The sequence below is a fragment of the Acinetobacter sp. 22512 genome (genome assembly GCF_052044755.1).
Lineage (GTDB): Bacteria > Pseudomonadota > Gammaproteobacteria > Pseudomonadales > Moraxellaceae > Acinetobacter > Acinetobacter pittii.
In genome coordinates this window covers 50,649-63,630 of record NZ_JBQENP010000014.1, presented here as the reverse complement: position 1 = coordinate 63,630, position 12,982 = coordinate 50,649, and the positions used below count along the sequence as shown (strand labels likewise).

Genomic DNA, 12,982 nt, shown 5'->3' with positions numbered 1-12,982 from the left:
CTCTTTTTATTTTATGACTTAAAAATCATTAGTAGTCGAAGCTAAAGTGTTCAACTGGTAATGATGTTAATGTGCGAGATGTAGTCACCATTGATTCTGCATGACCTTGAGCGCGTGGCAATAAACGGTCAAAGTAGAAATCAGCAACTTTGATTTTTGCTTTATAGAACTCAGCAGTTTCTTGGCCGTTACCTGCTTCTAATTTTTCAGAAGCAACCACAGCTTGTTGAGCCCAGAAATAAGCCATCATCACGTAGCCTGAGAACATCAAGAAATCTACAGAAGCAGAAGATACGATGTCGCGGTCTTTACGTGCAGCAAGCATGATACGAACTGTTAAAGTGTTCCATTGAGCACAAAGCTTAGTTAAGTCCCATGCAAAACGACGTAAATATTTATTACGTGCATGTGCAGCACAGAATTTTAAGATTTCAGCAGTGTATTCACGAACTACTTTACCTTTTGAACTTAACAACACTTTACGACCAATCAAGTCGAGTGCTTGAACACCAGTTGTTCCTTCATACAAGGTCGCAATACGTGCATCACGTGCGATTTGCTCCATACCCCATTCTTTAATGTAGCCATGGCCACCGTAAACTTGCATACCATGGTTAGCAGCTTCTAAACCAAGTTCAGTTAAGAAACCTTTTAAAATTGGTGTATAGAAACCAAGTTTATCATCGTAGTCTTCAAAAGCAGCTTGGTCGCCACGTGCTAAAGCGTCTGTCATTTTGTCAGCGATTTGAGCAGCGTAATAAATCATAGAGCGACCGCCTTCAGCGATTGCTTTTTGAGTTAATAACATACGGCGTACGTCTGCATGGTGAATGATTGCATCAGCAACTTTATCTGGATCTTTTTTACCAGAAAGCGCACGCATTGACATACGATCTTTGGCATATGGTAATGCGCCTTGGAAAGATAACTCAGCGTGTGCAATACCTTGAACAGCAGTACCAATACGTGCTGTATTCATGAAGGTAAACATTGCATGTAGGCCTTTGTTCACTTCACCGATTAAATAACCAGTTGCATTATCAAAGTTGAGTACCGCAGTTGCAGATGCGCGGATCCCCATTTTGTGTTCGATTGAACCACAAGCGACTGTATTACGCTCACCAACACCGCCATCAGCTGTAGGCATGAATTTTGGTACGATGAATAATGAGATACCGCGCGTACCAGCAGGTGCATCCGGAAGGCGCGCAAGTACGATGTGAATGATGTTTTCAGTTAAATCATGTTCACCAGCAGAAATGAAGATTTTTGTACCGGTGATTTTGTAACTACCGTCTGCTTGAGGTTCAGCTTTAGTTTTTACCTGCCCTAAGTCTGTACCACATTGAGGTTCGGTTAAGCACATTGTGCCGCTCCAAGTGCCTTCAACAAGCTTAGGCATATATGTTTGTTTTTGCTCATCAGTACCGAATTGCAAAATAGTGTTCATACAACCAGAACTTAAACCTGGGTACATGGTAAATGACCAGTTTGCAGTACCCATCATCTCTGATTTAATCAGGTTTAAAGACATTGGTAGGCCTTGACCACCAAATTCTTCTGGGTAAGAAAGACCTTGCCAACCGCCCATTACGAATTGGTCATAAGCTTCTTTAAAGCCTTTAGGCGTAGTTACTTCGCCGTTGTCAAAATGGCAACCTTCTTCATCACCAGATTGGTTAAGTGGCGACAATACGTTTTCACAATAATCTGCCGCACCTTCAAGAATCATATCAACAGTATCTGGATCAGCATTTTCACCATTTGATAAAGTTTTATAGTGAGCAGGGTAATCTAGTACTTCATTCATTAAGAAGCGGATATCGTGTAGCGGAGCTTTATATGCTGGCATGGCTTTAATCCTAATTTTGAATCATTGTGGGATTATCTGTATCGATGATTTGATTATTCACTCGCATGATAAAAATACAATGTTAATCGCACCCGAAAGAAATGTCAGAAAAGCGAATTTTGTCGAAAATAAATACACCTGAAATTATAATTTCTGCTACATTCAGGACTTATACTTTTATGTGAAAAAACAACTAATTTTCTTATTTTTAGCAAGTTTTGTTAAAAAGATAAAGCGATAAGGTTTTAAAAAAGGTTATGCATTTAAAATATCTCAGTTTATGTTTATTTAGTTTGGGTTTGACCGCTTGTGCGCAGCATAACCTACGTCCATCGGTACCATCTACTCAGTTAGATCAAAAAGTCATTCAGGGTATGAATGCAATATATGAATACCCAAGCTATGACTATCGTGGGCATTTTAAAGTTAGTGTTGATCCAAATCAGTCAAAAAAAATAAATAATGTAGAAAAAACAGTGCAGTTAGATGCTGCAGTGCAAAAAAAAGTAGATCAATATTTACGTGAACAAAAAATTAATTTGAATAAAAAACAGAAGCAGGCGCTGTATGCCGCAATTGCAAATGAGCAAGCGGATTCAGGCATTTCTGGTGAATCACGCTCAGAAAAAGTAAACGCCGTATTAATTAATTTATTAAATGATCTTCAATTTAGTTACGATGGTTCGGTTCATTATCGTCAAAAAATGGGGTCTTTAAACCTTACAGCAAGGTATGAAAAACCGACACTTTTGGTACAGGCAAAATTGCCAATGGTACTTGATCTGAAAGATTATAAATTTTACGTTAATTATTTTGGATTAATGCCTTATCTGGTCAATAAAGATAATCAAAATAATTTAGCGTATGTCGATTTTTCAAAGTATAAAAATCTGTTTACGAATGTCGATATGAAGAAATTCGTTGAATATGCGAAAGCTTCTGGCGCTGTATCTTATCGTTTGGCTGAACCACAAAATTTACAGCGTTTATCAGTTAGTGACGCTGAGCGTAAAGCGGGAATTGTAGAAAAAATTCGTTTAAAAGATACGGTTGAAGCATTATTGCTACAATCGGAGCTCTATAGTCAGGTCAATGCTAAATATTTGCAAAAAAATGTTTTCGGTTTTGATGAAGAAAAGATTGCCGAATCTATAGCAACTGAATTAGCTGCTTCAGAAGCGAAGGGTAAAGAAAATAATGCTGGTGGGCAAAAAGTTTCTTCAGAAGATGCAGCAGCAGTTAGCCAACAACTTTACTCACTGATTAATGCTCATTTCGGCAATGCTTTAGATTCAGAATATGGTGATGAAGACCAATCAAGTGCAGTTCAAGCTGGGGCAGCCGAAGAGTATGCTTCTGATACGGCCCAAGCCGAAGATGTTGCTGTAGCAGATGCTGAAGAAGTCACACAAGATGAAGAAGTGGCTTCACTTACAGAAGATCAGTGTGTCGAATTACAGTCTCAAAAAAGTTCCGTTGCCTTAGGTGATATTAATTACTGTCAAATTTACGGTATTGATGTGCTTGATCAGAGCGCTGGAAATACCGAAAAAACTCAGATTAAAGCTCGTCAAGCTGCGTTGAAACAAACTTTTGCTGCTTATGATCAAAACCAGTTTGTTGATGATGAGGCATTCAAAGCTCTATGGATCAAGCATAAAGCAGAAATTGAACAAGCTTTACCAAAACAAAGAAATCCGGTTGCGATTGATGTCGGACTGGATGAAAAGGGCCGTTTAGTCAACGCGGATTATGATATTGCGTATACACCAGCTGAATTTAACCATCGCTTTAATATTAAAGCAGACATGCAAATTCTCAATTATGGTAAAGCGACCCCAATTAATCAGCAGCAGCTTAAACAGGCTAAATCAGTTGCAGAGGCAAGCAAAGGTTCTTTATTTGAAAACTTCGTAAAAGGATTTAGTGAAAAACTTGGACAGGGTGATGTTTCTGAGCATCCAGTTGGTGCACATAGCGATGTACAAGATTTAGATTCTAGTCTGGCGCTGTTGGCTAACCAAACTTATGATGCAACACATATTTATGATAAAACGTATAAGGCTGTTTTTATTGCAAAATTGACTGCTGAAAAACCGTCATATATTCATTATTATTCAGTTCAACAGTTGCAAGAAATTGCCGAGGTTTATGCTTATTGGTTCTCTGAAGAGGAAACTTATAACCCTCAAGGCAAAGCTTTAGAACGTATTGAGGCGTTACAGAAAAAACATCATCTTGAGCAAGAAGATCAGTTTGATAATGACTTAGGCCGAGCTGTGGACCATATTGTGATCACAACAATACAAGGTGAAGCTGGGCGTGAAGCATGGCAAAAACTACAGAAACAATATAAGCAACCTGAACAGCTTTTCTCAAAACAGTATCAATTAGAGTTTGAAAAACAAAATGGTACTTCTGATGAAGAAAAACATTTGTTGTCAGAAACAGCTGATATTTTAGGTAAAGTTTATGTCGCTGCTCGTAAACAGCAACTTACGGAAAAAACAATTCAGAATTTAAAACCTGAACATAATGAATTTATTGATTATGAGATTTTCCGAGATGTTTATAAGCAGATGGTTACAGCTAAAAAATAATAGATGAAATAAAAAAGAACCTACTTCGTGTAGGTTCTTTTTTTGACTTATAGAAAATCTTTTAATTCTGGCTTTACGCCATTCCAGATATAGAAGGCTTCAATGGCTTGGCCAACTAGCATGCCAAAACCTTCTGCATAAGGCACATTGCGTTGTTTCGCTTGATCAAGAAAGCTAGATGGCTTGCCATAGGCCATCTCATAGGCATATTTGAACTCTAGACTTTCAGGTAGTTGTAATGCATCACCAGACAGGCTTGCAGAAGTTGCATTAATTACAATATCAAATTTCCCTTCTAACTCATTTAAAGAAATTGCTTGTAATTGAGCTTGAGGAACTGCCGCTTTTAGGTCATCTACAAGTTGTTCAGCACGAGCAAGAGTTCGGTTTGCAATCACAATCTTTTTAGCACCAGCCTGAACAAGCGGGTAAATAACACCACGAGTTGCACCACCAGCCCCTAAAATTAAAATAGCTGTATTTTCTAAGTTCCAATCTAAAGCTTGAATTGCGGCAACTAAGCCTTGGCCATCTGTATTGTCACCATGCAATTTGCCATCTTCCATCCAAAGTGTATTTACAGCTTTGGCAATTTGAGCACGTTCAGTCAGCACATCACACAAAGCAAATGCCTGTTCTTTAAACGGCACGGTAACGTTCATGCCACTCCCGCCATTTTCAAAGAAACTACGCATACTCGGCTCAAAACCATCAAGAGGGGCAAGACGTTTTTGGTAGTCTAGGCCAATACCTGTTTTTTGAGCGAAAGCATGATGCAATTCAGGAGAGCGTGATTGTTCGATGGGGTTGCCAATTACTGCAAACTGTTTGGTCATTCTTATATCCAAAATTTTAAAATGGCATGAGGCAGATAAGGTCTGTACTGAATTTTCAGCAGGCCTCACTATAAGCCAAATTTTAATAAGAAAAAATATTTGAATGAGATTCAAAAAATTGAAAATAAAAAAGGAGATTCTTTAGGGTGGAAGCCAAAGAATCTCCAAAAAGCAAAAAATTAAGCAACTTTTTCTTTTAGGTTTAACCAATCACGTGGTTTTAAGTAATAGTCGGTTAAACGTTTCTCTGGTGAGTCTTCATCCCATTCTGGACGATATGACCAAGCTGCAAGATTAGGCAGGCTGACTAAAATAGACTCAATACGTCCACCTGTTTGTAAGCCAAACAATGTTCCGCGGTCATAGACTAAATTATATTCGACATAGCGACCACGACGGTAAAGCTGGAACTCTCGTTGAGCTTCGGTATAAGGCTGTTCACGATGTTTTTCGAAAATTGGCAAAATGGCATTTAAATAACCATTACCTACAGCTTGAATATATTTAAAGCAGGTTTCGAAATCCCAGCAATTTAAATCATCAAAGAATAAACCACCGACACCACGCTGTTCATCTCGATGTTTTAGATAGAAGTAATCATCACACCATTTTTTATGTTCAGCATAGACATTGTCACCAAAAGGCTGGCATAGGTCATGTGCGGCTTGATGCCAATTGATAACATCCTGTTCATCTGGATAGAACGGTGTTAAGTCAAAACCGCCACCAAACCACCAAATCGGATCTTGTCCTTCAGGCTCTGCAACAAATAAACGTACATTTGCATGGGAGGTTGGAATATTCGGGTTTTTAGGGTGAATCACTAATGACACACCAAGCGCTTGTGCTTTAGCACCAGCAATTTGAGGATGTCTTTCTGTAGCAGAAGCGGGCAGTTTACTAATGTTGATGTGAGAAAACATCACACCACCTTTTTCAATCACGGTGCCATTTTGTAAAACTCGTGAACGACCGCCACCACCTTCTGGACGTTCCCAATCATCAATAATGAATTCACCCGTACCACCGCCAGCTTTTTCTTGTTGTTCTAAACCAGCACAAATACGAGCTTGTAAATCGAGGAGAAATTCGCGGACACGTTGAATATCTGTTGAAGTCGGATGCTGCATAGTGACCCTCAAAGATGATTGAGATAGGAGATAGATACATCAAAACACAAAACCATAAAAAAAGTAAGGGATTTTTAAGAAATGTCTTAAAAATCCCTCCCAATCATTTTTAAATTTATAATTTTGTTTTAGAAATCATCTTTTTGATAAAGGTGATCCATGCGTTCACGTTTAGTTTTTAAATATTGTTCATTAAAAGGATTACGTCCAACCGTTAACGGAACACGACCAACCACATTTATACCTTGATCCTTGAGTGCCTGAATTTTCAAAGGATTGTTAGTAATTAACTTAACTTCTTTTACTTTTAAATGATCAAGCATAATGCTACACATGTCATAACGGCGTGCATCAGCAGGTAAATTTAAAAGTAAATTTGCATCTACAGTGTCGTGACCTTGATCTTGTAAGGCATACGCACGAATTTTATTTGTAAGCCCAATACCACGTCCTTCTTGACGTAAATATAAAATAACGCCTTGACCTGCTTCGTTAATGAGCTTTTGAGTTGCCTGTAATTGAGGGCCGCAGTCACATTTTAATGACGCAAAAGCATCACCTGTTAAGCATTCTGAATGAACACGTACTAAAACAGGGCCTGTGGGTGGATTTTCTAACCCTTTAGAAAGTGCCACATGTTCTTCACCTGATACTGGATCTTGAAACACAGAAATATTGAATTCACCAAAAGCGGTCGGGAGTTTTGATGTTGCAATGAACTCTATAGGCACAGATTAACTCATCTTTTAACCGAAAACGGTTTAAAGTATAGCGTAATGCTGGGAGATTGGTCGAATTGTCATAATCATTTTGAGCACTAAGGTTTTCTTTTTTGTATAAAGAAGACGATAATAGTTGATAAATAGTCAGATTATTCAGGATAATCTGCCAACCATACCCATACTGTATGAGAGACTGCTTTGCATGACCTCGTTCGCAAATGTGGCTGATTGAAGGTGACTTCATTCGATTGTATGATCGACCCATTTTGACCCAGCTTAGGATTTGCCAGGCTTATAAAGGCTTTGCCACATATGTTGTATACCGAAATTCCAACTCAACGCCCTGTTACGCCATTGTTAGATGCAATTGATCATCCTCAACAATTACGTCAGCTCGAGCATAGCCAATTGGTTCAAGTGGCTGATGAGTTGCGTCAATATATTTTATATGCAGCAGGCCAGAGTGGTGGCCATTTCGGTGCTAACCTCGGCGTGGTTGAGCTGACGGTTGCGCTGCATTATTGCTTTAATACTCCAAATGACCGATTAGTTTGGGATGTAGGACATCAGGCGTATCCACACAAAGTCTTGACTGGTCGCCGTGAGCAAATGACAACAATCCGTGCTAAGAACGGTTTAGCAGCATTTCCAGCTAGAGAAGAATCAGTTTTTGATACTTTTGGTGTAGGGCATTCATCAACTGCAATTTCAGCAGGTTTAGGAATGTCTTTAGCACGTCGCTATCAAAATGACCCATGTGAAGTCGTTTGTATTGTGGGTGATGGCGCAATGACAGCAGGTATGGCATTTGAAGCCATGAACGATGCTGTGGCACACGATGCCGATTTAATTGTTGTACTTAATGACAATGACATGTCGATTTCTTGCAGTACAGGTGGTTTTGCTAAGCATTTAGCTGCAATTTGGGAAAAAGGCCATTTAGTTAATGTCGATGAACATGGCGAGGCGTATGTACAGCCACATCCGAAATGGACGTACAACTCTCGTTTACATCAATCGGCAACAGATGCGGCCGATAATTTATTTAAAGCGATTGGTTTTGATTACTTCGGTCCTTTCGACGGACATGATGTAAATCAACTCGTTCAAGTATTTAATGCTTTGAAAAAACGTAAAGGTCCACGCTTAGTCCACGTCTATACTAAAAAAGGTAAAGGTTTTACTCCGGCAGAAGCTGACCCAATTACCTATCATGCAATTGGCAAAATTAATGCGACTTCAGCAGGTAAAACACCGCCAAAATATTCTGATGTATTTGGTCAATGGTTGTGTGACGAAGCTGCACAGGATGAACGTTTATTAGCGATTACCCCGGCCATGTGTGAAGGCTCGGGCATGGTTAAGTTTGCTAAAGAATTTCCAAAACGTTTCTTCGATGTTGCAATTGCCGAACAGCATGCAGTAACACTTGCAGCGGGAATGGCGTGTGAAGGTTTAAAACCTGTTGTTGCGATTTATTCAACATTTTTGCAACGTGGTTATGATCAACTTATTCATGATGTCGCATTACAAAATCTTGATGTAACTTTCGGGATTGATCGTGCTGGTTTGGTGGGTGAAGATGGACCAACTCACGCAGGTGCATATGACTATGCATATATGCGTACAGTTCCGAACATGGTCATCATGGCACCAAAAGATGAAAATGAATGCCGTCAAATGCTACATACCGCTTATGCTTATAATGGACCAGCAGCAGTACGTTATCCTCGCGGTGCTGGGGTAGGCGTTGAAATTCAGCAAGAGCTAACTGCTATTGAGTTAGGTAAGGCAGAAGTAGTTGCTGAAATTAAATCTGCTTGTGATGAGCAGATTACGATTTTAGCGTTTGGTAGTCGCGTTATGGTTGCCATAGAAGCTGCTGAGCAGTTTGCACAAAAACATGATGTTGGTGTGCGTGTTGTAAATATGCGTTTTGTGAAACCACTTGATGAAAAAATTATTCGTGATTTGGCTGAACATACACAATTATTTGTAACTGTTGAAGAACACGCAATTATGGGTGGTGCAGGCAGTGCAGTAAATGAGTTCATGGCACAAGAACAAATTGTTAAACCTATCATTAATTTAGGTCTGCCAGATTTGTTCTTGCAGCAAGCGTCACATGGTCAAATGCTGCAAGACTGTGGGCTAGATGCTAAAGGTATTTTGAGCTCAATTGAACGAGCTTGGCTTAAGCTAAATCAAGTGGTTTAAGCCTTTAATAAAATTTTTGAAACATTTTTTCCCATAAAGCGCATTCATTTGCTAAAATGTATGCGCTTTTATGCATTATTCTTTGTCAAAATCTTCAAATTTGTATTGTAGTGGGTGTTCAATGGAACCTATGGTGGTTATGGCTGCGCGTGCGGCTCAAACAGTTGGTCAAGAGCTTTTAAAAGCGCATCAAAATCGTCATAAACTCGATTTGCAAGTTGAAGAGAAAGGCATTGATGGCCCAGTAACACGTGTAGATCGTTATTTGGAACAATTGACGATTGATACATTACGTAAAAGTTATAAAAACCATAGCTTCTTAGGTGAAGAGTTCGGTTTGCAAGAAGGCAAAGGCCACGATGCAGACTGGTGCTGGGTAATCGACCCGCTTGATGGCACGCAAAACTTTATTAATGGTTTCCCTCATTTCTGTATTTCTATTGCAGTTCAGCATAAAGGCGTTACTCAACACGGCGTAATCTACGACCCAGTACGTGACGAATTATTCTCTGCAAGTCGCGGTCGCGGTGCAGTTATGAACCAACGCCGTATCCGTGTAAATGTAAAAGATACTTTAGAAAATACATTCTTGGCAGTAGGCCATCCTTACCGTGCTAAACGTGCTGGTGAGATCGTATCTTATGCAGAACAACACTTTGCTTCGTTATTAGCTGTGACTCAAGCAGGCGCACAAATTCGTCGTGGTGGTTCAGCTGCTCTAGATTTAGCATATGTTGCTGCTGGTCGTTTTGATGGTTTCTTTGAACTTGGTTTAAAACCATGGGATATCGCTGCTGGTGAGCTTATTATTAAAGAAGCGGGCGGTGTAGTGGTTGACGCACGTGGTGGTAATGAGTCTCTTGAAAACGGTCAAGTGCTTGCAAGTTCACTCAAAATGCTAAAACCTTTAATGCAAACTGTAGTTCCAGCTTGGGGTCAAGCTGCAAAATAATTTAATTATTTATAAATAAAACCCTCTATTATCAGAGGGTTTTATTTTTTAAGTAATTGGTAAATTTTAGTTAGTTCAATAAATATGAAGAAAGTTGATTAAAACACATGACTTTTAATTTCTTTCTGCTATAATCCGCCCACGCACTTAAATTTCCGTTCATTACCTGAACATTCTGTTCTATTCATTGTAAGCGCACGCTGTCCATAGAGAGGACCATTTCTTGCGCCCCGATCGCTCAGCGATTCTTCAGGTTCGGCCGTAATCAAGCGTGCGTTTAGTCCACATCGTCGTTACTCGGATTGCTGCTGAAAAAACGTTTCAGCTAACTTTGCTTTGCCGCTTTGTGCCGATGTCTATTTTGTATTTATTAAAAATGGAGCACCCACTAGGGTGAAACTCTCTATGAGCAAAACTTTTGCCGAATTTTCTTTGCATGAAACCTTACAACAAGCGCTTGAAGGTTTAGGTTTTACTACCCCGACTCCTGTGCAAGAACAATCTATTCCTGCAGCTTTAGAAGGAAAAGACCTTCTAGTATCTAGCCAGACTGGTTCTGGTAAAACTGCGGCATTTTTATTACCGACATTACATAATTTAGCTGGTCAAGAAACTTTTGTTCCGTTCAAAGAACGTATGAAAGCTGTGACCCAACCTAACATTTTAGTTTTATGCCCAACACGTGAATTGGCTCAACAAGTTAGCCAAGATGCGATTGCTTTCGTACGTCACATGAAAGGTGTTCGTATTGCTGCAATCATGGGTGGTATGCCTTTTGGTAAGCAAATCCAACAGCTTAAAGGCGCGCAAGTTATTGTTGCGACTCCAGGTCGTTTATTAGATTTAGTAAACCGTCGTCAATTAAAGTTAGATAAAGTTGAAGCTTTAATCGTTGACGAAGCTGACCGCATGTTAGATCTCGGCTTCTCTGAAGATTTAGAAGCGATCAGCGATTTAGCTGGTAACCGTCGTCAAACATTAATGTTCTCTGCAACTTTCGCTGACCGTATTATTCGTCTTGCTGAACGCATGATGAATGAACCTGAGCGTATTGCAATTGAAACAGGTCACAGTACAAACACTGACATCACCCAAACTTTACACTGGACTGATGGTTTCGAACACAAGAAGAAACTTCTGACTCACTGGTTGGCTGATGAAACTCTTGATCAAGCGGTTGTATTCGCGAGCACTCAAGAAGATACAGATATGTTGGCTGAAGAACTTGCAGAAGCAGGTCACTCTGTAGTTGCACTTCACGGTGCAATGCCACAAACAGTTCGTAACCGTCGTTTACGTAGTATTCGTGAAGGTCGTGCAAAAATCTTGGTAGCGACAGACGTTGCTGCACGTGGTCTTGATGTACCGACAATTTCTCACGTAATTAACTTCGGTTTACCAATGAAACACGAAGACTATGTACACCGTATTGGTCGTACAGGTCGTGCTGGTCGTACAGGTCAAGCAATTACTTTAGCGACTTATCGTGAACGCGGTAAAATCCGTGCGCTTGAAGACTATTTAGATGCACGTTTAAGTGTTTCTGAAATTGAAGGCTTAGAGCCATCTCCACCTCCTGCTCGTTCAGGTCGTGATGGCGGTGGTCGTGGTCGTGGCGGCAACGGTGGTCGTGATGGTCGTCGTGGTGGCGGTTTTGGCGGTGGTCGTCGTTTTGAAGGCGAAAGCAACTTCAAACGCCGTGAAGGTGGTCGTGATGACCGTCCACGTCGTAGCTTTGATGACAAACCACGTGGTGAACGTCCATTCGGTGGTGAAGATCGTCCACGTCGCGAGTTCAATTCAGATCGCCCACGTCGTGAAGGTGGTTTTGAAGATCGTCCACGTCGTGAGTTCAACTCAGATCGTCCGCGTCGTGAAGGTGGGTTCAACGATAAACCGCGTTTTGACTCAAATGATGACAACCGTGGTAACCGCGTAGATTACAAACCACGTCGTGAAAATGGTTTTGGTGATCGTCCAAAACGTAGTTTCGGTGGCGAAGATCGTCCACGTCGTAGTTTTGATGACAAACCTCGTGGCGAGCGTCCATCATTTGGTGGCGAAGATCGTCCACGTCGTGAGTTCAACTCAGATCGTCCACGTCGCGAAGGTGGTTTTAACGATAAACCGCGTCGTAGCTTTGATGATAAACCACGTGGTGAGCGTCCAGCGTTTGGTGGCGAAGATCGTCCAAAACGTAGCTTCGGTGGTGAAGATCGTCCACGTCGTAGCTTTGATGACAAACCGCGTCGTAAATTCGACCGTTAATCAATAGTTTGTTTAAAGAAAGGCCGGTAGAAATACTGGCCTTTCTTATTTTTCAGTTTTGTTATAAAATAACAAAGTGTGAATTAGTTCAATTTTTTATTAAATAATGAGTAGAAGTAAACGAAAAGAAACAATAATGGCACAGTTGAAGAACTTATTAGTTCAGCACGGCTTGCCTTATCTTTTTATTGCACTTGTTTTGTGTAATGGGGTTTATTTTGCCTATGCTTTTATAACTGGAAGTTCTATTGAGCAGTTTCAAATTTCTGAATTAACCTCTTTTTACGAACATACCTCTTCTATTTCTACCAACTAAGTTAGCTTTGCTTTTGTCAAAATAACAACAAGTTTGCCAATTTTCAGTGTTATAGTATGCGTGCATAAAAGTGCAGGAACGATTGCCAT

The 12,982-nt window shown here is 40.2% G+C and carries 9 protein-coding genes; 5 read left to right on the top strand and 4 right to left on the bottom strand.

The window, feature by feature from the left end; all coding sequences use genetic code 11:
• Positions 1-28: 28 nt before the first annotated feature.
• A complete protein-coding gene (locus ACTJJG_RS14575; RefSeq protein WP_002116803.1) occupies positions 29-1,852 on the bottom strand; it encodes an acyl-CoA dehydrogenase C-terminal domain-containing protein in 1,824 nt (607 codons plus the stop codon).
• A gap of 257 nt (positions 1,853-2,109) precedes the next feature.
• Here ACTJJG_RS14575 and ACTJJG_RS14570 point away from each other — a divergent pair, with 257 nt between their 5' ends.
• Positions 2,110-4,452: a hypothetical protein gene (locus ACTJJG_RS14570; RefSeq protein WP_372552661.1), complete on the top strand. Its 2,343-nt coding sequence runs from the start codon at positions 2,110-2,112 to the stop codon at positions 4,450-4,452.
• A gap of 47 nt (positions 4,453-4,499) precedes the next feature.
• Here the strand turns inward: ACTJJG_RS14570 and aroE are convergent, their stop codons facing one another.
• The 3 genes from aroE to ribA form a co-directional block, all read right to left on the bottom strand.
• Positions 4,500-5,288 carry a shikimate dehydrogenase gene (gene aroE, locus ACTJJG_RS14565; RefSeq protein ID WP_005067230.1) on the bottom strand — a complete coding sequence of 263 codons (789 nt, stop codon included), beginning with the start codon at positions 5,286-5,288 and terminating at the stop codon, positions 4,500-4,502.
• Positions 5,289-5,467: 179 nt separating this feature from the next.
• On the bottom strand, positions 5,468-6,418 hold the full coding sequence (hemF, locus tag ACTJJG_RS14560) for an oxygen-dependent coproporphyrinogen oxidase (RefSeq protein ID WP_005078368.1): 951 nt from the start codon (positions 6,416-6,418) through the stop codon (positions 5,468-5,470).
• Positions 6,419-6,546: 128 nt separating this feature from the next.
• Entirely contained in the window at positions 6,547-7,149 is a 603-nt protein-coding gene (ribA, locus tag ACTJJG_RS14555; protein ID WP_002116908.1) for a GTP cyclohydrolase II, read from the bottom strand.
• A 303-nt stretch (positions 7,150-7,452) separates the two neighbouring features.
• On the opposite strand from ribA, the gene dxs reads away from it, so the two are divergent.
• The 4 genes from dxs to ACTJJG_RS14535 all read left to right on the top strand — a co-directional run bounded on the left by dxs (position 7,453) and on the right by ACTJJG_RS14535 (position 12,893).
• On the top strand, positions 7,453-9,357 hold the full coding sequence (gene dxs, locus ACTJJG_RS14550) for a 1-deoxy-D-xylulose-5-phosphate synthase (protein ID WP_002117085.1): 1,905 nt from the start codon (positions 7,453-7,455) through the stop codon (positions 9,355-9,357).
• A 121-nt stretch (positions 9,358-9,478) separates the two neighbouring features.
• A complete protein-coding gene (locus ACTJJG_RS14545; protein ID WP_002117045.1) occupies positions 9,479-10,309 on the top strand; it encodes an inositol monophosphatase family protein in 831 nt (276 codons plus the stop codon).
• A gap of 405 nt (positions 10,310-10,714) precedes the next feature.
• Positions 10,715-12,577, top strand: coding sequence for a DEAD/DEAH box helicase (locus tag ACTJJG_RS14540; RefSeq protein ID WP_016143582.1), 1,863 nt, complete (start codon positions 10,715-10,717; stop codon positions 12,575-12,577).
• A 106-nt stretch (positions 12,578-12,683) separates the two neighbouring features.
• The gene (locus ACTJJG_RS14535) at positions 12,684-12,893 is read left to right on the top strand and encodes a hypothetical protein (protein ID WP_025465417.1); all 210 of its coding nucleotides are present in this window, start codon (positions 12,684-12,686) and stop codon (positions 12,891-12,893) included.
• Positions 12,894-12,982: the final 89 nt, after the last annotated feature.

Bases quoted from the DNA above. Each gene is read 5' to 3' on its own strand.
- ACTJJG_RS14575 (WP_002116803.1), bottom strand. From the start codon at position 1,852: ATGCCAGCATATAAAGCTCCGCTACACGATATCCGCTTCTTAATGAAT.
- ACTJJG_RS14570 (WP_372552661.1), top strand. From the start codon at position 2,110: ATGCATTTAAAATATCTCAGTTTATGTTTATTTAGTTTGGGTTTGACC.
- aroE (WP_005067230.1), bottom strand. From the start codon at position 5,288: ATGACCAAACAGTTTGCAGTAATTGGCAACCCCATCGAACAATCACGC.
- hemF (WP_005078368.1), bottom strand. From the start codon at position 6,418: ATGCAGCATCCGACTTCAACAGATATTCAACGTGTCCGCGAATTTCTC.
- dxs (WP_002117085.1), top strand. From the start codon at position 7,453: ATGTTGTATACCGAAATTCCAACTCAACGCCCTGTTACGCCATTGTTA.
- ACTJJG_RS14545 (WP_002117045.1), top strand. From the start codon at position 9,479: ATGGAACCTATGGTGGTTATGGCTGCGCGTGCGGCTCAAACAGTTGGT.
- ACTJJG_RS14540 (WP_016143582.1), top strand. From the start codon at position 10,715: ATGAGCAAAACTTTTGCCGAATTTTCTTTGCATGAAACCTTACAACAA.
- ACTJJG_RS14535 (WP_025465417.1), top strand. From the start codon at position 12,684: ATGAGTAGAAGTAAACGAAAAGAAACAATAATGGCACAGTTGAAGAAC.